This window comes from Desulfosarcina sp. (genome assembly GCF_046496365.1).
Taxonomy (GTDB): domain Bacteria; phylum Desulfobacterota; class Desulfobacteria; order Desulfobacterales; family Desulfosarcinaceae; genus Desulfosarcina.
The window spans coordinates 1-25279 of the sequence record NZ_JAWOHB010000140.1 but is presented as its reverse complement, the minus strand read 5'-3'; the positions used below and the strand labels follow the sequence as shown (position 1 = coordinate 25279).

Genomic DNA, 25279 nt, shown 5'->3' with positions numbered 1-25279 from the left:
GCCCTGACCACGGGGGATGTGAACGGCGACGGCAGACCGGATATCGTCTACCTTCATGCGGATCAGATCGTGGTCGAGCGCTTTGACGGCGGCCGACTGGATCGTCTGGCCCTCTTCGACGCGGGCGGCAGCCATAAAATCCTGGCCGTCGATGCCGGAGACATCAACGGCAACCAGGTCGCCGAAATCTTCGTCACCCGGCTGAACGTGCACGGCAAGCTGGACTCGGTCGTGCTGGAATGGAACGGTTCTGCGCTGCAGGCCACTGCCGGGGGCCAGCCCTGGTACTTCCGGGTCGGCAACGATCCGCAAAAAGGCCTCATCCTGATGGGACAGCGGCGCGGAGCGTCCACGGCCACCGACACCGGCGGACTGTATGAAGACAGCCATTTTCTGCCGGGAGTATTCGAACTGGCCTGGAACGGCAGGGATTACCAGGCCGGCCCGCGCGTTACCCTCCCCGGCGACATGACCGTGTACCGCTTTGCCCGAGGTGCCATTTTCAACGACGGCACGCTGCGGACCATCGCCTATTCCGACGACGACGAGCTGCGCATCTTCGATCCGTCCGGCGACGCGCGATGGGCCGGGAAAGAAACTTACGGTGGCAATCCACTGTTCCTTGAAACCGGATCGTCCACCGATGTGAGAACGACCGACCGGACCTACCTGACCCAGCGGATAGTGATTGCCGACCTTGACCAAGACGGGAAGAACGAAGTGGTCACGGTTCACAACCGCGATGCGGCCAGGGGCTTCGTGGAAAAATTTCGCCAGTACACGCGCGGCCGGGTGATCGCCCTTAGTTGGAACAAGGTCAACATGAAAGAAGTCTGGTCCGGCGAAGAGGTGGGCGGCTACATCAGCGATTTTTCATTGGCCGACCTGGACCATGACGGCCGGCTCGAAGCGGTTTATGCCATGGTGGCCAGCACCGGCCTGACCCGCTCCAAAACCAGCAACATTGTCGTCGAGCAGATTGGTGCGTTGTCGGGCAAGTAGTGGGGACCGATAATGCGGAAAAATTCCAATGATCAAAATTGACGGAGTCGTAAAAAGTCGAAATCTCAGATTTATTGTCATCCTCGCGGAGGCGGGGATCCATAAGTTTCAAATAGTTATAGGTTCCCGCCTTCGCGGGAATGACACATCGGGAACTTTTTACGAGGCCATCAAAATTCAAACGATCCAACGTCGCAACAATACCCTGGATGGGTTGTTGGTGCGGTTTGAGATTTAGAAATTGTGATTTGGATTTTATTTGAGATTTGGTGCTTGTAATTTGTTGTTTCCAGTAGATACTATCGGATCACCAACCACGATCCGTTCTCTGTATAAAAAAATTATCATTTCAGATACCTGACGTTTGTCAGCCACATGCTGGATTGTCGGTGCAGCCTGGACAACTGCATCAGGACGTTGGAAAAAAGGGGGTGATCGCTAGCAGGATTGGCATTAGGTGGATCAGCACGTGTACCAATACCATGTTTTCAACAAGGAGGAGCCAGATGAAAAAGATTAGGTTTATGGTTGCCATTTGCGCGGCGCTGATGATCGCCGCCCCGGCAATGTCCCTGGAAGTGGACGTATCGGGCCACTACTTTGTGGAGCATTTCAACCACTCCAACGAAACCTTCAACAAAGATGAAGCCACAGACGACTATTCGACCATGGAGTTCATGGCCAAACCGGTCTTCAAGATCAACGACAACATCACCCTCACCACCCAGTTCACCGCCCTGCAGGACCATGTGTGGGGCACGGACGCCAGCGGTCCCCCCAGCGATGAGGCCGTAGACAATCCTTTGGCACCGAAACAGGACAACGTCGAGAACTTCGACTGGAAAGCGGCTTACATGACCATCAAAACCTCCATCGGCGGCTTCATCGTCGGCCGCTACATCGACACCCCCTGGGGCACCGGGCTGGGCGACAGTACCGCCAGCCACGGCAGCAACAGCCGGCACAAGGACCGGGTGATGTGGGTCGTTCCCACGGGCGACTTCATCTCCGGCCTCGTGGCACAGAAAAACGGGGAGGGGGATAAGGGCAACATCATTTCCGATGCCGACTTCCACAAATACTACGGGTTCAGTGCCTACAAGCAGGAAAATTGGTCCACCGGTCTGCTGATTGCCCGCTATGAGCACAGAAATTACGTCAACCAGCGGGATCTCAGAAATTTCCAGACGGGCTATAACAGCTATCTGGCTGCATCTTCAGCCGCGACAGTGGCCCAAGGCACCTATGCAGGTACTTATGCTCAAGCACTCCAATTAGCCGGTGCGCTAAATCCCGCTTTGGTGCCTCTCGTGCAGGCGGCCCCCTTTAACGCTGCCCAAAGCGCAGCGCTTGATGGAGCGCTTGGAGGTGCCGGCATTCCTGCAATCGACCTTTATGGTCTTAATTCCAGTGCGATAACCGCGCAGGGCGCAGCCGCCGCCGCCGGTTCGGCCATCTCCGCCGGCCCCGCCCGCTCCGAACTGGGCCTTTGGGTGTTCAACCCCTATTTCATGGGCACCTTCGGTCCGCTCACCGCCGAAGCGGAAATCCTCTATGGGATCGGCGAAGTCGACCTGGATGAAACCAGGACCTATCAAGGTCAAACGTTCGACAGCATCGATGCGTCAGGGCTCGCCGCCACCCTGGACCTGAAATACGACATCGCCGGTTTCACCCTCAATGCCGGTGGAACCTATGTGCAGGGCGACAGCAACCCGGATGACGACGAAACCACGGCCATCGGGTACTTCGAAGAATCGATAGACCTGGAACATGGTTTTCTGCTCACTTCGGATTACCAGAACCTGCGTACCACCCTGGGCGGCACCGACGAAGACGGCATCCCCCTGGGCAACGTCTCCGGCGGTCCCACCACCATCACCGGTCCGGCCGGCTACACGTCCTTCTGGCTGGGCGCCAAGTACCAGGTGCTGGACAACCTGAAGCTGGGTCTGCTCTTCGTCAACTCCACGGCAGATGACGTACCCGTGACCAATGCCGGGGTGAAGTGGGACGACGACCACGGCTCCGAATATGATTTTACCGTGGAGTGGGACATTATGAACAACCTGAAGTTCTGGGGCGTGGTGGCCTACCTGGATGCCGGGGACTACTGGAAAGCCGGCGGTTTCAATACCGAAATCGAAGACAACACCACCTTTTACGGAAGGTTGACGCTTGAGTTCTAATTGATTGCCGGTTCCCGGGAATATTTTCGGTGACCCTAAACTAGTCGCACCTGAGTTCGCAGGTATGACGGAAATGCAAAACGCCCCGGTGACCCTTCAGGATACCGGGGCGTTTTTCCGCTGCTCTCCAAACCATTCCCCTACCATCATGGCCTCTGGAAGCCGCTCCTATGGCCTTAACCGCATCGTACCGTTTCAGGAGGCAGGCTGCCTCTTGAAGGTTTCTTTCATCACCAACGTGCATCCCAGCGCCAGCACTGCCGAGATCAACAGCACCAGCATCATGGTGGTGTAGCCTTCCAGGGCGTAGGCACCGGACGCCTCGCGCGGGTAGAGATCGAGGATCTTGCCCATCAGGGGCATGTAGACCGCGCCGCCCAGAAAGGGGAACAGGTTGACCGTGCCCACCGAGGTGCCGGCGATCTGCACCGGGAACAGCTCCTTGGTGGCCGTGAAACCGATCACCACGATGGAGGAGGCACACACGGAAAAAACAAAGAAAGCCACGTAGAGCATGGCCACAGAAAGGCCCGTGGGAAAAAAATAGAGGATTCCCAGCTCGATGGTCAGAATCAGGGTGCAGCCCACAAAGGGTTTTTTGCGGCTTTTCAACACCCGGTCGGAAACAAACCCAAGCAGCGGGCTGCCGATGATCATGCCCCAGGCGATCATGCTCAACACGGCGCCGGCAGCCTCGCGGGAAAGCCCGTACACGTGCATCAAAAAGGGCCCCCCCCAGAGCCCGCCGAATCCGAAGAATATGCCGCAGTCGAAAAAGAACCACAGGGCCAGGGGCCAGAAATGCCGGTTGCCGACCACCTGGCGCATACCCGCCAGCAACGGGATGGCTTGCGGAGGCGCAGTAGGGGTGCCTGATGTTGCGGCCAGGTCGCCGATCGCCGGCCAGCCCCTGTCCTGGGGCCGGTCACGGATCATCAGCCAGGCCAGTATTGCGATGACAAGCGTACAGCCGCCGATCAATTCGAAGGAGAGCCGCCAGCCAAAGGCCACCGTCATCATGGCCAGAACCCAGGTCGCCGCCATGACGCCGGCCCCGCCCACGGCATTGAGAATGCCGGCCATGGAGGCGAATTCATGGGGGTAATACCACTGGGAAAGGATCTTCATGGTCGGAATGAAGACCATCGATACCCCGAAACCCACCAGAACGCGGCCTACGAATGCGGTTTCGATGTTGGGCGCCAGGCCGAAAAGAATGCTGCCGGCCGATGCGGCAATCAGAAACCAGGTTACCGTGCGCCGCGGCCCCACGGAATCGGAGAGCAGACCTGCCGGCAGCTGCATGGCCGCATAGCAGTAAAAATAGATCGAACCCAACAGCCCCAGGGTGCCGGCGGAGGTGTTGAAATCCTTCACCAGGCTGTCGGCCACCACCGACAGGGATAACCGGTGAAAATAGACGAAGAAGTAGGCCAGGGCGAGGATTAAGAAAATCAGCCAGCGGAATCGGAACAGGGGGTGTGCGGTTGTGTCGGCCATTTCAGCGCTCCTTTGCGGATCGTGTACCTGCTGCCCGGTGCTTGGGTCGAACCTGGAATGGATGGAAAGGGTAGAAGTCAAGGCTGGCTCCATCATGCCACAAGACAAAGCCCCTGAAAAGATCCCGGTGAATGTTTTTCATTTGATGACCGGCAGTTTCAGGGTTATATTCTTTTTTAACCCAAGTTGAACCATGCCCGTAAACCCGATCGACTTCCCGGTGCGGTTGGACGGATCACCGAAAGATCTCGCAGCTGGAAGCCGAATCCCTTTAAATTGTCAAGGAACAGGTGGCATGCCGCAGGATGTCCCCAGCGAATGCAAATTGACCGCGGTGGACGAGGCCCAGGCCGTTCACGGCGCCGGCGGACAGCTGATATCCCGCAAACCGGGGGCATTCGCGCTGATAGCGGGGGCCTACCTCCTCGGTGGCGGCGGCATGCTCGCCTGGCTGGCTTTTTTGCTCATGGGTCCGCTGGTCCCGTTGGACTTCGGGCTCGGCGGCGCCGGCGCCCTGTTCCTGGACACCCTGTTGTGCCTGCTTTTCTTTACCCAGCACAGCATCATGGTCCGGCGCCGCTTTCGCCTCTGGCTGACGCGGCGCGTCCGCGCCGATTTTCACGGCGCACTATACGCCAGCGCCTCCGGAATTTGTCTCCTGGCTTTGGTGGGGCTGTGGCAGCCGGTTGGATCGGCCCTATGGACACCGGCAGGACCAGTACGATGGCTTTTTCTGACGATATTTATGGCTGCCGGCGCCGGCGCCTGGTGGGGATCGCGGTCCCTGGGGGATTTTGATGCCTTGGGCGTCAAACCGGCCCTGCGGGCCTTTGACACGCAGAAACCAACCCCGGCCAATCCACTCATCGTTCGCGGTCCATACCGCTGGGTACGCCACCCCCTTTATCTTTTCAGCCTGATCATCATCTGGTCCGGTCCGATTTTCACGGCCGACCGGCTGCTGCACAATCTGATCTGGACCGTCTGGATCGTCATCGGCGCCGGCATGGAAGAACGGGACCTGGTCGACTGCTTTGGAAATGCCTATCGATCCTACCAGCAATCGGTGCCCATGCTTTTTCCCAAAAGCCTGAAACCCTCGAATAAAAATTTCGGCGCCACCCCTGAAAACAGCCGCTGAAAAAATATGCCCGGAACCATCCTTCCATCGCTGATTTCCCCGCTCCCGGTCATTTTAGGTATTGAGACTTTCGGCCGCCTGCCTTATTACTCGTCCAATGAATCATCGTCGCTGCTCTCCTGCATCAAGGTAAGGCGTTGCAATGTCCCACCCCAACACCTCAAGACAGGTTAAAATGGATGCCGCCGTGGCCGGCCCCTTGTTCATGCTGGCGGCCGCATTGCTGTTCACCATGCTCAACCTGCTGGTCAAGCAGATCGGCCCCGCATTCACCATCTGGCATATCGGATTCTACCGGTTCTTTGGCGGGGTCGTGGTGCTGCTCATGGTTTTCGGCCGGAACGGCAATCCCTATCGGGGCCACAACACCCGGTTGCTGATCATCCGCGGCCTCACGGGATCGGCGGCCTTTCTTTCCATCATCACGGCCATCCGCCTGCTGCCGGTCTCCACCGCCCTGGTGATCTTTTATGCCTATCCGGCCTTTTCGGCCGTCTTTTCCTACCTGATCTATGGCGACCGCATCTCCGGATCGGAAATCGCCTGCATTGCCGTAGTGGTCATCGGCATCGCCGTTCTGTTCGAGTTCAGGCTGGGTGGGAATTTGTTCGGCCAGATCATGGCCCTTTCCGGCGCCGCCTTTGCCGGGCTGACCGTGACCCTGATCAAGACGCTGCGCGAAAAAAACGGCCCGGTGATCATCTACCTGTACTTTTGCACCATGGGCAGCCTGGTGGCCCTGCCCCAATTCGCCCTGGCCCCGCTGCTGCCATCGACGGGCATGGATTGGGCCATGATATTGGGCATCATCTTTGTCTCCGTAACCGCACAACTGCTGATGAATCAGGGCTTTTTCTACTGCCGGGGATGGGAGGGCGGGGTATTCATGTCCAGTGAGGTGATCTTCACCGCCATTGTGGGCATCACCTTTCTGGGTGATCCGGCATCCTGGCGGTTCTGGATCGGCGGTTGTTTGATTGTAGGCAGCGCCGTGGCCCTGAACCGTTTCAAAGCCAACCACACCAGGCGGGAGAAACGGCTGGCAGCGGAAAAGGCACACTGATCCCGTTTTCGGGCGTTGACGGGATGAACCGCATGCACCCGCTGCAGCCTGCAGCATACCGGCAGACGCTGCCGACAACCCCAGGGCGCTTCCATATTGCGTTCAATCCGTGTATAGTAGCGACCGTATCTTAATTAACGGTTGATCATATCACAGGCCCTTTAATGCTGCGAATCCTTATCTGCACCATTCTGGCCAGCTTCAGCTTCCCTTTCGCTGCGCAGGCACTCACCCTGGAAGGCCATCTCGTTCAGGGCGGCATGGCCATTGGCCGAGTCGACCCGGCGGTGCACGTCCGATTCGAGCAAAGATCGGTTCGGGTGTCACCGGAGGGGCTGTTCGTCATCGGTTTTTCCCGTGATGCCAAAACAGCGTCGGAGATCGAGCTGCAGCACACCGACGGCAGCGTCGAGCGACACCCCATCACCATCCAAAAACGAACCTACAAAATCCAGCGCATCGAGGGCTTGCCGCCGAGCAAGGTCAGTCCGTCGCCCGAGGATTTGGAGCGTATTGGCAAAGAGATCGCCCGGGTCAAAGCGGTCCGCAAAACCAATGACCCCAGGACCGATTTCGCCCAGACCTTTATCTGGCCGGTAGTCGGCAGGATCAGCGGCATCTATGGCAGCCAGCGCATCTTGAACGGCAGCCCCAAAAGGCCGCACTACGGCGTGGACATCGCCGCACCCACCGGCACACCGGTCAAAGCCCCGGCTGACGGCGTGGTCACCCTGACCCATGACGACATGTTCTACTCGGGAGGCACCCTGATCGTGGATCACGGCCACGGCCTCTCCACGGTCTACATGCACCTGCACAAAATCATGGTCCAAGAGGGGCAGCGGGTCGGGCAGGGCGACGTGATCGCCCAGGTCGGCGCCACCGGCCGGGTCACCGGTCCCCACCTCCACTGGGGCATGAACTGGTTCGACATCCGCCTGGACCCGGCGCTGCTCGTACCGCCCATGCCAACACCGGCGGCGGCAGCCCAATAATCCTTTTTGGGCGGTTTTCTGATTGGTTTTCCAGCCGCGTTCGACCATCCTTGCCTGGGAGCACAGCATAGGGGCGGAGCGGCTTTATGAATTCTCCTTGCGATGGCGGATCAATCCTTCCTGGGAAACGGTGGCCGCCAGTTGGCCGTTGCGGGTAAAGATCCGGCCGATGGCCAGTCCCCGTGCCCGCGATGCGCTGGGGCTCTGCATGGCATACAACAACCACTCATCCAAGCGAAAATCGCGGTGAAACCACATGGCGTGATCCAGGCTGGCCACCTGCATCTGGGGCTCCCAGAAGGTGTGCCCGTGGGGATAAAGGGAGGTGGTCACCAGATTGAAATCCGACGCATAGGCCAGCAGGTATCGGTGTACGTCCATGTCGTCGGGCATGGGGCTGATGGCCCGGAACCAGACGTATTTTTCGGGGGTCCGTTTTTCCGGTTGGAATGGATTGATGGGATTGACATGACGGATCTCGATGGGTTTTTCACACAGGATTTTCTCGCGGATGCCGGCAGGGATGTGATCGGCCAACCTGCGGGCCGTCTCGATCTCCGGCTCAAGGCCCTCCGGCCCCCGCACCGCAGGCATGCCGTCTTGATGGTCGAAGCCCGGTTCGCCGCGTTGGAACGACGCGGCCATAGAGAAAATCGCCCGCCCCTTCTGCACCGCCACCACCCGGCGGGTGGTGAAGCTTTTGCCGTCGCGAATGCAGTCCACTGTGTAGACGATGGGTTTGGCAGCGTCGCCGGCGCGCAGAAAATAGCCGTGCAGGCTGTGGGCATGCCGCCCCTCGGGGACGGTCTGGGAAGCCGCCGACAGGGCCTGGCCCAAAACCTGGCCGCCGAACACATTGCCGAAGCCCAGGTCCTGGCTTTGTCCCCGAAAAATATTTTCCTCGATCTTTTCCAGTTTCAACAGATTGAGCAGCTCTTCGAGAACGTTGCCTTGGACGCAGACACTCATGGTTGGATCTCCCGGAATAATTGTTATAGTATTTTATTGCCGCAACAACCGAAATGGTCACAACCACATGCGAGGAGGTCGTACATGCCCGCACCCAAAAATGCCATGGAGGTCTTTCAACTACTGGACAAGTCCAATTGCCGGGAATGCGGCGAAAAAACCTGCCTGGCCTTTGCCGGGGCCGTTTTCCGGGGCCAGAAAAACATTGCCGAATGCCCCAGGCTTGACCGCAGCACTGTCGAACGATTTTCCCCGGAACCTGCCGGGCAGAACCCCATCGAGGAAAATCGGGAAGCGTTCATGGCCGAGATGAAAGCAAAAATCGCCGGTATCGATTTCGCGTCCGCTGCAGAGAGGACCGGCGGTCGATTCGAGAACGGCCGTCTGACCCTGAAGGTCATGGGCAAGGACTTCAGCGTCGACACCCGGGGCAACCTCCATTCGGACATCCACATCAATCCCTGGGTGGCGGCACCTTTCTTCGATTATGTGCTCAACGGGAAAGGTGTTGCCCCAGCCGGCCAATGGGTCTCCTTCCGGGAACTGAAAAACGGCAAAGACCGTTACCCGTTGTTCCAAAAGCGGTGCGAAGAAGCCATGCAGCGGGTGGCGGACAGCTACACCGATCTGTTCGACGACGTGGTCCACCTGTTCAGTGGTCGACAGGTGGAGCGGCAGTTTCAGTCGGACATCTCCGTGGTGCTCCACCCGCTTCCCAAGGTGCCCCTCATGATCTGCTACTGGCGCCCGGACGCAGGCTTTGGATCCAGCCTTAATATTTTTTTCGATGCAACCGCCGACCAGAACCTGGACATCGGCTCTGTTTTCTCATTGGGTGCGGGTCTCGCCCAGATGTTTCACAAACTGGCCCTCAGACACGGCTTTGCCGAGGTTACGTAGCAGCTGTCGGAAGGGCATCAAAAAGACATTTTTTGAGACGTCTCTATGCAAACACCGTCGACGTCTGCCGGCTGTACCCCGCCAGCCGTCCTTCAGGGTCCCAGACGGCACCCCGTTCGTGAACATAGCCGTTTTCTGCGCTGTCTACCACCGAGCGGTAGCACCACCAGTCATCTTCCACACAAGTTTGGCGGTTTAGATGAACGAACCCGATCTCCCAGGTTAACGTGCTGGCCGCCGCGGGGGTCGTGAGCATGGCGAGTACCGGCGTGGGCCAGGCATCGGCCAGGGCGACCAGCCACTCTTCGGTGAGGCAATCGGTTCGTTCGCGAAACTGGATCCACCCGCCGATTTCACCTCCGCCCTTGCCGGAAAAAGGCAATTCGTCCAGCGCCCACCGATAGGCAAAATGGCGCGTGAAGGCCGGGGTCAGGCCATCGATATACGGCAGTTCGAGGGCCTCCGCCGGGCCGACCATTTCCGGCCGCGGCGCCGGCTCGATTCGGATGACAGATTCCCGGTCGCCGCCAAAGCTGCCCAGCACCACACATCGCACCGCCTCCTGCTGAACCAGTTTGGCCTCCACATGGATGACCGCCTTTCCCGATCGCAGCGCCCGGGTGTGGATCGAAAAATCCCCCGGCCCGACCGGTCCGACGAATGCGATCAGCAGGCTCCGCACCTTACGCGCCGTCGGGACATGGTTTCTCATGGCCTTTAAGGCCAGCGCGCCCAGCAGGCCGCCGTACCCGGCACGGCCCTGCATCCAGTCTTCCGGCAGTTGAAGGCGGGTCGCTTCGGAGGCATCGCCGACCATTGCAAGCATTGTCGAAAATGAGGTGTCTGGCATGACAGCCCTTTCTATTTTTACCGGTTACCCGGCCTGGGAAAAGGCCAGCCGGATGCCGAGGCCGATAAACAGTGCACCGGTGATTTTTTTCAGCACGCCGCCGGCCGAGGGGCGGCCGCGAAAACGCCCCGACAGCCAATCCGCTCCGTAGACGAGAAACAGGCACCAGATGCTTCCGGTGGTAAAAAAAACCAGCCCTAAGACCATAAAGGGCAGAAATACCAGCTCCGACTGAGGGGAGATGAACTGGGGAAGAAATGAGAGAAAAAAAAGGGCCACCTTGGGATTGAGCACATTGGTGAGCACGCCCTGCTGGAAAATTTTCCAGGGGCTGGGAGCCGATGAAGGTGCATCGGGCAGCGCTGAACGGTCGTCACGGTTCATGATAAATCCGACACCCAACCAGATCAGATAACCGGCTCCGGCATACTTGATGACGGAAAAGGCAAGGGACGAGGTGGCCAGGATCACAGACAGTCCCAGAGCTGCCAGCAGGGTGTGGACCAGCACGCCGGTCATAATGCCCAATACCGACATGATTCCTGCCTGCCGCCCCTGGGCTGCGCTGCGGCCGATGATGTACATGGTATCCTGACCCGGGGTGATGTTGAGCAGGATGCACGAAAGCACAAACAGCGGAAAATCGTGGATGCCGAACATGCGCACTCCTTTAATCTGGTGGCACGTCCTGCCGAACAAATACCACCAGCATCCGTTCAACCATTCCGGCGATACGTTTCATGTGCGCGATGCGCGCCGGTTCAGCCCGTCCCGGATATTTTCGAAAACTGATCATGATGCCGCTCAAGGCGGCAAACAGGGTGTGGGAGAGCAGGCGGGTGTCGCCCCGGTAGTCGAACTTTTTCAACACCGTCTCCAGAAGATCCATTACCTGCCTGGATATCTGGTTGAGTTTTTCCGCCGATGCCTCGCCGATATTCCCGTGAAGCGCAAAATGGGTGATCATGCGCCAGTGGGCATCATGTTCAATATGGTAATCCAGATAGTCATTGATGAACGTTTCCAGTGAGAGGTCTCGCTCCGCCTGAACGCGCTTTCTCAGGGCGGCAATAAATTCCCCGGTATCCCTGAAGGCGGTTTCCACAAACAGCGCCTCCTGGTTGGGGAAATAGGTGTAGATGGAGGATTTGGCGATGCCGGCCGCCTTGGCGATTTCGTTCATGCTGACCTGATCGTAGGTCTTGGACCCGAATACCGTGCGGGCGGCATCGATGATCAGGTTCTCGCGGTTTTCCCGCTCCTGCTGCTTCAATTTATTCAGCGTATCTCTGCCGGCCATGATTTCAGCTTTTATTGACGACCCAATAAACTTCCGATTTTGGATTGCGCAGGTTCTCTGTACCATCCTCAGGCGAATAAAACAACTCCCGGTTGACATCACGACCGCCGTTCGATATTAGGAACGGCAGACCTCATTGCGACCCCTGCCGATCAATCGATAACCATACCCGACTTCACCAGACACGGAGATTGTTGATGGAAGCCATTGAGCGGTTTAAAGAGATTTGTGCAGACCCGAAAGCCTACGCCCGGCGCTGGAAGGAAAAGACCGGCGGCAAGGTGATCGGCACCTTGTGTTCCTACGCCCCGGAAGAACTGATCCTTGCCGGGGAAGCCCTGGCGTTTCGCATCGTCGGCGGCAGCGGGGGCATATCCAAAGCCGATGCCCACCTTCAGACCTACAGCTGCAGCCTGGTCCGCGGCGCCCTCGATGATGCATTGAATGGAGAATTTGATTTCCTCGACGGCGCCATCTTGCCCCACACCTGCGATTCCATCCAGCGGTTGTCCGACATCTGGCGGATGAACGCCAAAACCGGTTTCCATCTGGACGTGGTGCTGCCGGTCAAGTTGAATACGAAAAGTGCCCGGGACTATATGACGGCGGTCATGAGAAAAGCCGGGACCGACCTGGAGACGGCGCTGGAGAAAACCATCACCGATGACGACCTGCACAAGGCCATCGGCATCTATAACGGGATCCGGTCAACCATGCAGCGGCTTTTCACCATCCGCAAAGACCGCCCCGGCGCGATTGCCGGCAGCGGCGTTCACACGATTGTACGGGCATCCATGGTCATGGACCGCAACGATTTTCTCAACCGGCTGACCCAGGTGGTAGACACGCTGGAGCGGCAGTCCGAACCTGAATCAACGGATAAAAAACGCATCTTTCTCTCCGGCGGGGTCTGCAACCTGCCCGACGTCTACGGCATCATCGAATCGGCGGGCGGTACCGTGGTGGGTGACGACCTGTGCACCGGTTCGCGGGGGTTGACGGGCCTGGTCGACACGGATGGCGATCCCATGGACGCCATTGCCGACCGCTATGCCCGGCGGGCCATCTGTCCGGCCAAGCATGCGGGCGTCACCAGCCGGGGCGACGACCTGGTTCGCATGGTCAGAACAACCCGTTCCCAGGGAGTGATCATCCTCTTTCTTAAATTCTGTGACCCGCACGCCTTTGACTACCCTTATCTCAAGTCCATGCTGGACGCCGAAGGCATTCCCAGCCTGCTGGTCGAACTGGAGGAGCAGACCGCCTCCCAGGGGCAGTTCAGGACGCGGTGCGAGGCTTTTATGGAAATGCTATAGCAACCATCCAACCATCGTCGAGTTACAGGAGACTTTTATGAACGGTGCGGAAAAGCCGATCGATCCCGAAAAGGAAAAGTGCAAAATCAAGTCGGTCAGGCGCATGAAGGATATCATGACCCGCTACTACATCGACGCCAAGACCGCCGGGCAGACCGGTAAAAAAGTGGCCTGGATCACCAGCGGCGGGCCGGTGGAGCCACTCATCGCCATGGATGTGATCCCGGTTTACCCGGAAAATCACGGGGCCATGATCGGCGCCGCCAAGATGGGTGCGGACCTGTGCGCCAAGGCCGAGGAGATGGGCTACGCCGGGGACTTGTGCTCCTACGCCCGGGCCGATATTGCCTGCGCCACCGTGGACGGCGGCCCCATCGGCGGACTGCCCCGACCGGACATGCTGGTGTGCTGCAACAACATCTGCGGCACCGTGCTCAAGTGGTACGAGGTGCAGGCCCGCTATTTCAAGGTGCCCCTGTTTATCCTGGACACCCCCTTCAACCATACGGAATACACACCGGAAGCCCACGCCTATGTCCGCGCCCAACTGGATGAGTACATCGTCTTTCTGGAAACCCACTGCAAGAAAACATTCGACCACGACCGTCTGGTCGAGGTGGGCCGGCTCTCCATGGCCGGCCAGCGCCTCTGGCAGCAGGTGCTGGACACCACGGTTCACCGGCCGGCACCCATGAGCGCCTTCGATGCCTTTTTCCACCTGGCTCTGATCGTCACCCTGCGCGGCACCCGGACGGTGGTCGACTACTATGCGGAACTGCTCGATGAGATGAAAACCCGGGTGGCCACGGGTATCGCAGCCGTTCCCGGTGAACGCTACCGCCTGTTGTGGGACAACCTGCCGGTGTGGTACCGCACCCGCTGGCTGTCGGAGAAGTTCGCCGCCCACGGCGCCTGTCTGGTGGCGGACACCTATACCTCGTCGTGGTGCGGAACACTGAAGTACCTGGATGAGAACGATTTTCTCGGCTCCATGGCCCAAGGGTACTCGCGCGTCTATATCAACATCGGTACGGATCAGATGGCCGACATGGTGGTGGACATGGTGGATAAATACAGCGCCGACGGCCTGGTGATCCACTCCAACCGCAGCTGCAAGCCATACAGCCTGGGGCAGTACGACATCCGGCGCATCGTCAGGCAAAAGCGCGCAATCCCCTCGCTGGTAATCGAGGCGGACATGACCGATGCACGCAGCTTTTCGGAGAGCCAGGTGGAGACCCGGATCGATGCCTTCATGGAGGTTCTGAAATCAAACCACTGAGCAGCGGGGAGAAAAACAGATGATAACTGTCGGCATCGATGTGGGATCCATCAGCGCCAAAGCGGCCCTGATCAGAGACGGCACACTCATCGGTACGAAAGTGATGCTGACCGGTTACAACGCCAGGAATGCCGGCAAGAAAATCTTCGCCGACCTGCTGATGGACCTCGGCATCGGCAGGGACGCGGTGGATCGGATCGTGGCCACCGGCTACGGCCGCCACAGCGTGGATGTTGCCGACATGGCGGTGACCGAAATCACCTGCCACGCGGTCGGCGCCCATTTTCAGGATCCGGCGGTGCGCTGCGTCATCGACATCGGCGGTCAGGACAGCAAGGCCATCGTCATGGACGCGGCCGGCCGCGTCAAAGACTTTGCCATGAACGACAAATGTGCGGCAGGGACCGGGCGGTTTCTCGAGGTGATGGCGCGGGCCCTGGAAGTCGATCTGGATGCCTTCGGGAGGATGTCCCTGCAAGCTGACCGGCCGGCCGCCATCAGCAGCCTGTGCACGGTCTTTGCCGAGTCCGAAGTGATTTCCCTCATCGCCAGGGGCGAATGCCGTGAGAATATCATTGCCGGCATCCACGCATCCATCGCTTCCCGGGTGATCGCCATGGCCAACCGGGTGGGCATCACCGAACCGGTGATGATGACCGGCGGGGTAGCCAAGAACATCGGCGTGGTCCGGGCCCTGGAGAAAAAATCCGGCCATGCCATCCACGTTTTTGCCCATGCGCAGGTCAACGGTGCCATTGGCGCCGCACGGATTGCTGCCGGCATTTCCTGATTGCTCCAGTGCAATCGGAACGATCCGGGTTTTCCGGCTTACCCGGCGGCTTGACAGCCGACCCGATCTTGCTCTTGATTGCAGCAATATTCGGGTCGCCATTTGACGGCGAAACGGTTATACGTGGGTTGACGCATTCAACCCCTAAGCGTGTGGAGGTACCCGAGCGATGAAACCGGAAGCGACCACCATCGATACCGGCGGCATCCCAGCCCTGACGCCGCCTGCCCGCCGTGTTGTAAACACCGTCATGGGTTTCAGGGAGTGGTGCCTGATACTGATTCTGTCGGTCATTTGGGGCGGATCCTTCTTCTTTGTGGGCGTTGCCGTAAAGGACATGACCCCGCTGACCATCGTGCTGTGCCGCGTGGGTTTCGCCTCAGCGATCCTTCTGGCCGTTGCATGGCTGACCGGCAGGAAGCTTCCGACCTCCCCGGGCATGTGGGGGGCGTTTTTCATCCTGGGCGCACTGAACAACCTGATCCCCTTCAGCCTGATCGTCTGGGGGCAGACCCACATCCCCAGCAGCCTGGCTTCCATCTTGAATGCCACCACACCCATCTTCAGCGTGGTTCTGGCCCACCTTTTGACGCGCGAGGAACGGCTAACCGCCAACCGTCTGGCCGGGGTGCTCGTCGGCTGGGTCGGTGTGGCGGTGTTGATCGGCATCGAATCCCTGGGCGGGTTCGGCGTCGAGGTCCTGGGCCAGCTTGCCGTTGTGGCCGCTTCGGTTGCATATGCATGCGCCGCCATCTACGGTCGCCGTTTCAAAGCCATGGACCCGGTGGTCGTTGCCACCGGCATGCTGTGCGGATCGACGGTCATGATGCTGCCCGTGGCCCTGATCGTCGAACAACCCTGGCACCTGGCACCCGCTGCTGCCTCCTGGCTGGCTTTGCTCGGACTGTCCGCCGTCAGCACCTCCCTGGCCTACATCATCTATTTCCGGGTTCTGGCCGTCGCCGGAGCCACCAATATTCTGCTGGTCACGTTCCTGATACCGGCCAGTGCCATCTTTTTAGGGGTCATGGTCCTTGGGGAGCGTCCCGGATGGAATGCCTTCGGCGGGATGGCGCTGATCTTTATGGGGCTGATAGCCATCGACGGCCGGTTGCTCAAGCGGTTCACCCGACGAACCGGTTGATACGGGACGGTCAGACACAACCGCCCACAAGAGGCACCGGCCGCTGAAAAAAAACACGCGGCCCACCATCTCTCACAAAAAGGCCGACCCAGTGAAAATCATTAAGACCGTATGCCTCCGGGACTGCCCGGATACCTGTTTTATCGATGTCAGCGTGGACCGGAAACGGATCGTCCACACCCGGGGAAGCACCCTGAATCCGGTGACGCGCGGGTTCCTCTGCCCGAGGGGAAACGGCGATCCCCAACGCGTGCACAGCAGTCAGCGCGTGCTTGAACCCCACATGAAATCCGGGCCTTCGGCATCGGCTTCGTTTTACCGGACCACCTGGGACAACGCCCTGTCCAGCGTGGCCGGCCGCATTAAAGCAACCATCGACACCCACGGCAGGGAGTCCGTTTTGTTGTACGACTATGCGGGCAACACCGGGTTGCTGGCATGGCATTTTGCAAAGCGGCTCTGGACCGCCCTGGGTGCGACAACCACCGATTACTCCTTGTGCAGCAAATCCGGCCACACCGGCATCGGTCTGCATTACGGGTTGAGTTACGGTTTGCAGCTGAAGGAAATGGCCGCCTCGAAGGTCATCCTGTTCTGGGGCAACAATGCCAGGGTAAGTGCACCCCATATATGGGCCATGGCCCACCAGGCCAGGAAAGACAGCAGCGCCATCATTGTCAGCATCGATCCCCGTACAAGCCCCACGGCTGAAGCAGCCGACATCCGGGTCCACCCACAACCCGGCAGTGATGTGGCCTTGTGCTACGGCATCGCCCGTTACCTGATCGATTCCGGTGGCGTCGATATGGCGTTTATCGGCAAATGGACCAGCGGGTTCCAGGCGTATGCCAAGGCAGCCATGGATTGGACACCCGAACGGGTCGAGCAGGTCAGCGGCGTTTCCGGACAGGTCGTCGCCCGGCTCGGCGAGTTGTTGATGACCCACCGGCCGGCGGCGTTCATGATCGGATTGGGACTTCAAAAGTCCATGCAGGGCGCGGAGGCGGCCCGGGCCGTGGCCTTGCTGCCTGCACTGCTGGGGCTTCATCGGGGATTTCAATACAGCAACGCGAGAGGACCGGTGATTGACTGGCCAACGATCAACGGCAGCCGCTACGCCGGCCATCAGGGCAGGGTGGTCAGCCAGGTGACCCTCGGCGAGCGGCTGGCGGCGGGTGAATTCAAATTCGTCTACGTGTTCGGGTCAAATCCGGCCATGACCCTGCCCAACCAGACGGCCGTGCGGCGCGGCCTGGATCGTGAGGATGTATGCGTGGTCGTGCATGACACCCACTGGTCGGAAACCGCCGCCCGTGCCGATGTGGTCCTGCCCGCACCCACCTACCTGGAAAAGCGGGATGTGGGCATTTGCGACCATCATCCCTACAGCCGCCTGTCGGAGCAAGCTATCGAACCGCTGGGCGACAGCCGGGATGAGGTCCAGGTCATGCAGCAGCTGGCCAGACGACTGGGCCTGACTGCCGGCTGGCTCTACGAAGACCCGTGGAAGGCCCTGGAGGCGCCGCTTGCCAGGACCTACCGGGAAGGCGGCCTGAAAAGCATTCTGGCCGGGCGCATCCTTGAAGTAAAACTGCAACCGAAGGAAGTCTACCCAACCCCCTCGGGGAAAATCGAGTTTGCGGTGACGGCGCCCCAACTTAAAATTGCGCCGTTACCGGCCCAACACCCTTTGGCACCTGCGGAATCGGGGCTGGTCCTGCTGAACAGTTCCCTTGCCAGATACACCCACAGCCAGTTCACCGATGTTTACGGCCCCATCCCCCAGGTGGTCTGGATTCACCCGCAGAATGCCGACCCGCATTCGATCAAGGAAAATGATGTCGTCGCATTAGAAAATGAATGCGCCACCGTCACCCTGTACGCCAAGGTGACGGACAAGGTCCCACCGGGCACCCTTTGGGCACCGCGTCCGTTAACCGGTTTAAACGGCGTCCCACTGAATGCGCTGGTTCCGGGAGTCGCTCAAGAGATCGGCGGCGGCCCCGTTTTCAATTCTGTCAACGTGAAACTCAGGCCGGTTGTCAGGCTTTCAAAAGGCCCCGAACCAGGCCGCTCAACGGCAAAAAATGGGTATTAGGCGCAGAAGATAAGCCAAGCCGACCCTGTCCGGTGGCCGGGCGAGGTCGGCTTGGTTTGTCCAGCGGTCAATTTCGATAAAAAACCGTCTCAAAAAATTGGCGCCCGATGTTAATACATGTCATCGCCCATGGGCGGCATCGCCGGCGCTTTTTTCTTTTCTGGCTTGTCGGCGATCATGGCTTCGGTGGTCAGCATCAGGCCGGCCACGGATGCCGCGTTCTGCAGGGCGAAGCGCACCACCTTGGTGGGATCGATGACGCCGGAAGCCACCAGGTTTTCGTAGGCTTCAGTCGCAGCGTTGAAGCCGTAGTCGTCTTTGCCTTCCAGAACCTTGTTGATCACCACGGAGCCTTCCAGACCCGCATTGCCGACGATCTGGCGCAGGGGCTCTTGAAGCGCGCGCTTCAAAATAGCTAGCCCGTTCTTCTCTTCGCCCTTGGCCTTCACATTATCGAGGGCGGCCATACAGCGCACCAGGGCCACGCCGCCGCCGGGGACGATCCCCTCCTCAACCGCTGCGCGGGTGGCATTCAAGGCGTCTTCCAGGCGGGCCTTTTTCTCTTTCATTTCAGTTTCCGTGGCCGCACCGATGTTGATCACCGCCACGCCGCCGACCAGTTTGGCCAGCCGTTCCTGAAGTTTCTCGCGGTCATAATCGGATTTGGTATCTTCGACCTGGGCGCGGATCTGCTTGACCCGGCCTTCAATGGCCGATTTGGCGCCGGCGCCGTCTACGATGGTGGTATTGTCTTTGTCGATTTTTACGGTTCGGCATTTACCCAGATCGGTCAGGGTGATGTTTTCCAGCTTGATGCCCAGTTCTTCGGAGATGACCTGACCCCCGGTGAGAACGGCGATATCCTCGAGCATGGCCTTGCGCCGATCACCGAAACCGGGAGCCTTGACAGCCGCCACCTTCAAGGTGCCGCGCAGCTTGTTGACGATCAGCGCCGCCAGGGCCTCGCCGTCCACATCTTCGGCGACGATCAGCAGGGGCTTGCCGGAACGGGCCACCGACTCCAACAGGGGGACCATGTCTTTCATGTTGGAGATTTTCTTCTCGTTGAGCAGGATGAAGGGCTCCTCAAGCTCGGCAACCATCTTCTCGGCATTGGTGACGAAGTAAGGCGAAATATAGCCCCGGTCGAACTGCATGCCTTCGACGATGTCCAGGGTGGTTTCCATCCCCTTGGCTTCCTCCACGGTGATGACGCCCTCTTTACCGACCTTTTCCATGGCTTCGGAGATCAGTTTGCCCACGGCCTCGTCGTTATTGGCAGAAATGCTGCCCACCTGTTCAATCTCCTTGCGGTCCTTGGTGGGTTTGGACATTTTCTTCAAGGCATCGACCACAGCCGCCGTGCCCAGATCGATGCCCCGTTTCACGGCCATCGGGTCAACGCCGGCGGCCACCAGTTTCTGACCTTCGGTATAGATGGTCTGGGCCAAAACGGTTGCGGTCGTGGTGCCGTCACCGGCCACATCACTGGTCTTGCTGGCCACTTCCTTGACCATCTGCGCGCCCATGTTCTCGAACTTGTCGGTCAGCTCGATCTCTTTGGCTACGGTTACGCCGTCTTTGGTAACCAGCGGAGAACCGAATGATTTACTCAACACCACGTTGTTGCCCTTGGGGCCAAGCGTCACCTTTACCGCATTGGCCAGTGCGTTGACGCCTTTAAGCATCGACTCACGGGCACTCGCACCATAAATAATTTTTTTAGCAGACATCGGTATGTTCCTCCCAATTATTCGATAACTCCAAGAATATCGTCTTCACGCATGAACAGGTGCTCAATGCCATCGATCTTGATTTCGGTGCCCGCGTATTTGGAGAAGAGCACCCGGTTGCCCTTTTTCAACTCCATGGGCACCCGTTTTCCTTTTTCATCCAGTTTGCCGGGCCCGGCGGCAACGACCTTGCCTTCCATGGGCTTTTCCTTGGCTGTGTCCGGAATGATGATGCCTCCAGCGGTTTTCTGCTCTTCTTCGACGCGAACCACCAGCACTCTGTCATTCATTGGTTTGACCTTCATGTTTTCCTCCTGTTTTTAATTTTCTGCTTTTTTAATTTCGCTGATGGGGAGTGCCGACCACGAACATCGTTTATGAATCCAGCGGCAGCCGAAGCGGCACTCGCACATCAATCTGGAATGGGCGCAAGGGCACCGCCTGTTGATGACATGGCAAAACTAAAACGCAAATTTGCGTTGTCAAGATCTCTTAAAATAGTTTTTTTAAATGTAAAAACGGATGGTTGGAAAAATACTCCATCGGCGGGCAGCCCGTTGGTGCAGCAACTGAAAAAAACAGTGCCAGCAAGCGCCACGCAGGCAAACAAAAAATGCCCACCCCGTACGGAGGCAGGCATATCCCGTCTACACTGATTTTCCCGGCTAAAGGGGCGCGCGTTAAGCGCCTGCGCCGAGCCTCACGAGCAGCGCGGCTGTCGGCTAATGCTCAGTGAATCTCGACACTGCTGGCACTTTTATCGTAAAATCCCGAATACAGAACCAGGTCAGGCAGATCGTCGAGGGATGTGAAATTTTTGACCACAATCCCTTTCTGATGGACCGTTTCAGGGTTGAATATCCTGAACTCACTGGTATTTTTGCGCGCTTCCATGGGCCGGCTCACATACCTGAGCGACCACACCAAGTCCGGATCCAATTTCATGCCCGTGACCATTTTCCGGCCGACCGATTCGGGAAGTTCCTTTGGTTTGGCTAGCTTGGAACCATTTGCGGGTACAGAAGCCGCTTGACCCTCTTTTTTCCAGAATTTCCAGTTCATCGATTGTCATCCTCTCAGGCTTGTCTGACACCTATTGGGTCGCACCGAGCAGCTTCCCATGCGGGCCATACGAACGATTCCGGGTGCCGGCGCAGACCGTACAGAGGGATGCTTAATCAAAAAACATACCACTTTATATAACTATTCGTATTTTAAGGTAATTTTTTCATCGACCCTTGTCAAGGAGAAACGGCAATTCTGATCCAACCCGGGCCATCCACGGCCATTACCGTTGAGAAGGCACCCATGGAAAAACGATTATCTTATAATCTTAAATGGTTAAATATTTGAGAATACGGAGTTCTGTTTCGTTGACGAATCGGAATTCAAAATTCGCCCTTTTGCGCGCGCACCCCGGTTGACGCTGTCCAGGCGGGTCAACGGTATGCCTGCCGATCCGACAGCACAGGACGCTGGAGGGAATTGAAAGGGTAGTGCACCAATGCCCGCTCGCATGGCAGGTCGCCAATCAGGTGCCGGCGGGGGTTATTTGAAAATGCCTTTGTCAAGATGGTACTTGTGCATCAGCTTGTTCAATTGCCGTGTTCCCACACCCGCCTCTGATGCCGACGCATTGATCTTGCCCTTGTTGCGGGAGAGCACCTCTTTCAGGTAACGACGTTCGATCTCGGCCAGACCCTTTTTCCTGACCACGTCCAGGGTCTCCCTGGTGTCGATCGGAATGCCGGTCATCGCTTCAGCATTGTCGAAAAGTTCGGAAGGAAAGCTTTCAGGCGTGAGCGCGGGCGTCTTTTCGAGAATATAGGCGCGCTCCAGCAGATTCTCGAGTTCACGGATATTGCCCGGCCAGTCGTACCGCAACAGCGCTTCCATCACCCCCGGATGAACCCCCTGGATGGCTTTGGTGTCGAACTGGTTGAACTTGTTCAAGAAGGCCCTTACAAACAAGGGGATATCCTCCTTGCGTTCGCACAACTTCGGGATGGTTATCGGAAAAACATTCAGCCGGTAGTAAAGATCCTTCCTGAACAGGTCATCCGTGCACATCTGTTTCAAATCGGAATTGGAGGCCGCAATGACCCGCACATTCGCCGTCAGGGTCTGCTCACCGCCCACACGCTGATAAATGCCATCCTGGAGGACGGTCAGCAGCTTGACCTGGGCTGCTTTGGAAATCGTGCCGATTTCGTCAAGAAAAATCGTGCCTCCCGAGGCAACTTCAAACTTACCCAGCTTGCGGCGGTGAGCACCGGTGAAGGATCCTTTTTCGTGGCCGAAAAGCTCGCTTTCAATCAGCGTTTCCGGTATCGCACCGCAATGGACGCTGATAAACGGGCCGTTTTTTCTGTTGCTGCGCCGGTGAATGAGTTTGGCGGCGAAACTTTTCCCCGTTCCGGTGTCGCCCAAAAGAAGTACGGTCGTCTTCGTGGGGCCGACGGACATGAGGTTGTCAAACACCTTTTGCATCTTGGGACTGCGTGTCTGGACAATATCGAGGGAATCATCCTTCCATATCCGTTCGCGCAGATAGGCAAGCTCCGATTGCTGGCGTCGCTCTCGGGAAATTTCATCGACCACCAGACGCACTTCATCCGCATCGATGGGTGCCGTGATGTAGCTGCTGACACCGTTTTGTACATAACGCACAGCCTTGCGCAGATTATCATTGCCGGCAATGATGACAATGGCCATCAACGGCCGCAACCCCTTCAGCTGTTGAACCAGCGCCTTCGGGTCCGCCGAATGGTCCAGCACATCGGACAGCGCCTCCATCAGGGGAAGATCGATGAACAGGCACTCCCAGGCATTGGATTTGATCTGCTGCCAGATTTGATCGGGTGAATCCGCAGCGGATACCTGGCCCTCCCGCGATAAAATCCTGCGCATGGCGGTACTGGTGGACGGATCCCGTGTTGCGATGAGAATGGTATCCATGGGGTTGCACGAAGAACGTGGGCATGCCGGATGGGTGGCATGAACTGTTGAATCATAATCACCCTTGCCGATGGCAGATGACGGCAAGTTGATTTTTTCTGATTTCTCATAAAATGGGGATAAACACAAGCCCAATAAAACCAAAGGTATGGCTATGGTCTACCCGATGGATGCCATGCAAACCGGGTGCGCCCTTTGCATGGGCATGCGGATGATGCCGACGCCTGGTGGGTCTTATTCAACCAAGGAGGCGCTGTCCAGCATTTCGAATTTCTTTATATTGATCGCCCGCTGGACCTTTTTGCCGCTTCTGACCAGACCCACCGCCCGGATCGGCTTTTGAACCAGGTCTAGAAAACGTTGACTGTTTTCGATAATGTACTCTTCGTCATCCGTCGCCGAAAGAGACACTTCAGAAACGTGGTCCCTCTCATCCCAAGCGCAGGGGGTGACAATACCGACAAGGGTCTGCATGGATGCACCAACCTTTTTTTTCATGACCGCTCCTGTCCCTGAATAGGCCTGTCAATGGCTTCAACAACGCGCCAATCCCGACTTAGCAAGAGTTGCGCCAAAATCATATCTACATGCTATCGTTTAAAAAATCGTACACGCAGGCATAAATTCGGAACCAACGGGACAGGAAACATCCAACCGGATTGACGCACCCAAATTCCGAAACGGCGCAGCAAGCTCTTACTAATTGTTTTATATGGAATTATTTACAAAGAAGGCTGAATTCCGGTTTTTTTAAAACCGGAATCATTCGTTCCGCTAAGGTGCATGGAAGGTGACGGGCAAAGCAGTTCCCTGGACTGGCCGCACAACTCCCGTTGGTAATTTTATGGCAGTCTCAGAACCGCAGCCTGCACCAGATCCAGCAGCACGGTGGGGAAAAACCCCAGGCCCACGATCAGGGTGATCATGGCCAGGGCAACCAGGCGGAAAGGCAGGCTCAAATGGATTGCAGGCGCCGCCTGGGCGGGCTCATCCAGATAAGCGGCCTTGAGCACCAGCAGGTAGTAATACAGCGAGATCACGACGTTGACCATGGCGATCAGCACCAGCGCCAGGTAGCCCTTTTGCATGGCGGCCATAAAAATCATCAGCTTGCCCGCAAAACCAATGGTGGGCGGGATGCCGGCCAGACCGAAAAGCGCCATCATCAATGCCAGGGCCAGCAGCGGAGACCGCCGGTGCAGGCCGGCCAGTTCATCAATCTGCAGGTTGCGGCCGTCATCGGCCAAACGGGTCATGACCATAAAGCAGGTATATTTCATGATCAGCACCGCCGCCACATAGAACATGGCGCCGGCATTGCCGGCTGGTGTCATGCACAGCATGCCCAAAAGCAGGTAGCCGGCATGGGCGACACTCGAAAAGGCCATCAGGCGCTTGAAATCTCTCTGGGCGATGGCCGCCAGATTCCCCACCGTCATCGAAACCACGGCCATGGCGATCAGCACGCTGGCCAGCAGGTCGCTGCTGCCCTGGCCCAAGGTGATCATGCGCAGCAAAACAGCCACGGCAGCGACCTTGGAAACCGCGGCAATAAAGGCGGCCACGGGATTGGGAGCACCCTGGTAGGCGTCCGGCGCCCAGAAATGGAAGGGGAAAACGGCCAGTTTGAAAAAGAACCCGGCCAGGGTCAGCAGCAGGCCGGAAGTCACCAGCGGCTGATCCATCATGCCGGGCAACCGCTCGATCAGCATGTCGATGTGCAGCGCACCGGTGACCGCGTAGATCATCGCCAGGCCAAACAGCATGATGGCCGAGGCACTGGCACCCACCAGGAAGTAACGCAGGCCCGCAAGCATGCCCCAGCGGCCGTCCCGGCGCAGGAAGACCAGAATGTAAAGGGAATAGCTGGACAGCTCCAGGGCCAGTACCATAGCCAGCAGGTGCACCGCCGAGGCCAAAATCATCATGGCCAGGGTGCAAACGGTCAGCAGAAAAAAGCCTTCCCCGTGGCGCGTGGGGGCTACACCGGAAAAGTCCTCACATAGAACAACGACCAGAAAAAAACCGATCGAGAGCAGCACCTTGAAT

23 protein-coding genes are annotated in these 25279 nt (G+C 58.1%); 12 read left to right on the top strand and 11 right to left on the bottom strand.

Translation table 11 applies throughout. The features are described 5' to 3' along the window. Window positions 1–1002: FG-GAP repeat domain-containing protein (locus tag R6V78_RS13465; RefSeq protein WP_410289883.1), on the top strand; the 1002-nt coding region annotated here is incomplete at its 5' end. A gap of 506 nt (window positions 1003–1508) precedes the next feature. Continuing rightward, window positions 1509–3191: a hypothetical protein gene (locus tag R6V78_RS13460; protein ID WP_410289882.1), complete on the top strand. Its 1683-nt coding sequence runs from the start codon at window positions 1509–1511 to the stop codon at window positions 3189–3191. Between the two features lie 195 nt (window positions 3192–3386). Here R6V78_RS13460 and R6V78_RS13455 read toward each other — a convergent pair whose 3' ends face one another. Continuing rightward, the gene (locus R6V78_RS13455) at window positions 3387–4691 is read right to left on the bottom strand and encodes an MFS transporter (RefSeq protein ID WP_410289881.1); all 1305 of its coding nucleotides are present in this window, start codon (window positions 4689–4691) and stop codon (window positions 3387–3389) included. A 295-nt stretch (window positions 4692–4986) separates the two neighbouring features. Between R6V78_RS13455 and R6V78_RS13450 the strand changes: the two genes are divergently transcribed. The 3 genes from R6V78_RS13450 (at window position 4987) to R6V78_RS13440 (ending at window position 7890) form a co-directional block, all read left to right on the top strand. Beyond that, the gene (locus R6V78_RS13450) at window positions 4987–5832 is read left to right on the top strand and encodes a methyltransferase family protein (protein ID WP_410289880.1); all 846 of its coding nucleotides are present in this window, start codon (window positions 4987–4989) and stop codon (window positions 5830–5832) included. A gap of 142 nt (window positions 5833–5974) precedes the next feature. Further along, window positions 5975–6895, top strand: coding sequence for a DMT family transporter (locus tag R6V78_RS13445; RefSeq protein WP_410289879.1), 921 nt, complete (start codon window positions 5975–5977; stop codon window positions 6893–6895). A 164-nt stretch (window positions 6896–7059) separates the two neighbouring features. After that, window positions 7060–7890 (top strand): M23 family metallopeptidase, encoded by an 831-nt coding sequence (locus R6V78_RS13440; RefSeq protein ID WP_410289878.1) that lies wholly within the window; start codon window positions 7060–7062, stop codon window positions 7888–7890. An 84-nt stretch (window positions 7891–7974) separates the two neighbouring features. On the opposite strand, the gene tesB is transcribed toward R6V78_RS13440, so the two are convergent. Then, a complete protein-coding gene (tesB, locus tag R6V78_RS13435) occupies window positions 7975–8859 on the bottom strand; it encodes an acyl-CoA thioesterase II (protein WP_410289877.1) in 885 nt (294 codons plus the stop codon). An 84-nt stretch (window positions 8860–8943) separates the two neighbouring features. On the opposite strand from tesB, the gene R6V78_RS13430 reads away from it, so the two are divergent. Further along, window positions 8944–9759, top strand: coding sequence for a DUF3786 domain-containing protein (locus R6V78_RS13430; protein WP_410289876.1), 816 nt, complete (start codon window positions 8944–8946; stop codon window positions 9757–9759). Between the two features lie 43 nt (window positions 9760–9802). Here the strand turns inward: R6V78_RS13430 and R6V78_RS13425 are convergent, their stop codons facing one another. The 3 genes from R6V78_RS13425 to R6V78_RS13415 are packed head-to-tail and all read right to left on the bottom strand — an operon-like array spanning window position 9803 to window position 11909. Beyond that, entirely contained in the window at window positions 9803–10609 is an 807-nt protein-coding gene (locus R6V78_RS13425; RefSeq protein WP_410289875.1) for an acyl-CoA thioesterase, read from the bottom strand. Window positions 10610–10633: 24 nt separating this feature from the next. Beyond that, a complete protein-coding gene (locus R6V78_RS13420; protein ID WP_410289874.1) occupies window positions 10634–11269 on the bottom strand; it encodes a LysE family translocator in 636 nt (211 codons plus the stop codon). A 10-nt stretch (window positions 11270–11279) separates the two neighbouring features. After that, on the bottom strand, window positions 11280–11909 hold the full coding sequence (locus tag R6V78_RS13415) for a TetR/AcrR family transcriptional regulator (protein ID WP_410289873.1): 630 nt from the start codon (window positions 11907–11909) through the stop codon (window positions 11280–11282). A gap of 197 nt (window positions 11910–12106) precedes the next feature. Here R6V78_RS13415 and R6V78_RS13410 point away from each other — a divergent pair, with 197 nt between their 5' ends. The 5 genes from R6V78_RS13410 (at window position 12107) to R6V78_RS13390 (ending at window position 18539) form a co-directional block, all read left to right on the top strand. Then, window positions 12107–13225 carry a 2-hydroxyacyl-CoA dehydratase subunit D gene (locus R6V78_RS13410; RefSeq protein WP_410289872.1) on the top strand — a complete coding sequence of 373 codons (1119 nt, stop codon included), beginning with the start codon at window positions 12107–12109 and terminating at the stop codon, window positions 13223–13225. A gap of 37 nt (window positions 13226–13262) precedes the next feature. Further along, complete coding sequence (locus R6V78_RS13405; RefSeq protein ID WP_410289871.1) at window positions 13263–14507, top strand: 2-hydroxyacyl-CoA dehydratase subunit D; 1245 nt, start codon at window positions 13263–13265, stop codon at window positions 14505–14507. A gap of 19 nt (window positions 14508–14526) precedes the next feature. Beyond that, window positions 14527–15297, top strand: a complete 771-nt coding sequence (locus tag R6V78_RS13400) for an acyl-CoA dehydratase activase (RefSeq protein WP_410289870.1) — start codon at window positions 14527–14529, stop codon at window positions 15295–15297. Between the two features lie 169 nt (window positions 15298–15466). After that, on the top strand, window positions 15467–16441 hold the full coding sequence (locus R6V78_RS13395; protein WP_410289869.1) for a DMT family transporter: 975 nt from the start codon (window positions 15467–15469) through the stop codon (window positions 16439–16441). A 91-nt stretch (window positions 16442–16532) separates the two neighbouring features. After that, window positions 16533–18539: a molybdopterin-dependent oxidoreductase gene (locus R6V78_RS13390; RefSeq protein ID WP_410289868.1), complete on the top strand. Its 2007-nt coding sequence runs from the start codon at window positions 16533–16535 to the stop codon at window positions 18537–18539. A 110-nt stretch (window positions 18540–18649) separates the two neighbouring features. On the opposite strand, the gene groL is transcribed toward R6V78_RS13390, so the two are convergent. Together groL and groES are read right to left on the bottom strand one after the other, a co-directional pair. Next, a complete protein-coding gene (groL, locus tag R6V78_RS13385; protein ID WP_410289867.1) occupies window positions 18650–20272 on the bottom strand; it encodes a chaperonin GroEL in 1623 nt (540 codons plus the stop codon). A gap of 17 nt (window positions 20273–20289) precedes the next feature. Beyond that, window positions 20290–20577, bottom strand: a complete 288-nt coding sequence (groES, locus tag R6V78_RS13380; RefSeq protein WP_410289866.1) for a co-chaperone GroES — start codon at window positions 20575–20577, stop codon at window positions 20290–20292. 72 nt (window positions 20578–20649) lie between these two features. On the opposite strand from groES, the gene R6V78_RS13375 reads away from it, so the two are divergent. Next, the gene (locus R6V78_RS13375; protein WP_410289865.1) at window positions 20650–20928 is read left to right on the top strand and encodes a hypothetical protein; all 279 of its coding nucleotides are present in this window, start codon (window positions 20650–20652) and stop codon (window positions 20926–20928) included. 73 nt (window positions 20929–21001) lie between these two features. Here the strand turns inward: R6V78_RS13375 and R6V78_RS13370 are convergent, their stop codons facing one another. The 4 genes from R6V78_RS13370 to R6V78_RS13355 all read right to left on the bottom strand — a co-directional run. Beyond that, window positions 21002–21334, bottom strand: a complete 333-nt coding sequence (locus R6V78_RS13370) for a hypothetical protein (RefSeq protein ID WP_410289864.1) — start codon at window positions 21332–21334, stop codon at window positions 21002–21004. Between the two features lie 486 nt (window positions 21335–21820). Next, window positions 21821–23230: a sigma-54-dependent transcriptional regulator gene (locus tag R6V78_RS13365; protein WP_410289863.1), complete on the bottom strand. Its 1410-nt coding sequence runs from the start codon at window positions 23228–23230 to the stop codon at window positions 21821–21823. 234 nt (window positions 23231–23464) lie between these two features. Further along, window positions 23465–23728, bottom strand: a complete 264-nt coding sequence (locus R6V78_RS13360) for a hypothetical protein (RefSeq protein ID WP_410289862.1) — start codon at window positions 23726–23728, stop codon at window positions 23465–23467. A 344-nt stretch (window positions 23729–24072) separates the two neighbouring features. Next, on the bottom strand, window positions 24073–25279 hold a 1207-nt coding region (locus R6V78_RS13355; protein ID WP_410289861.1), incomplete at its 5' end, for an NADH-quinone oxidoreductase subunit N.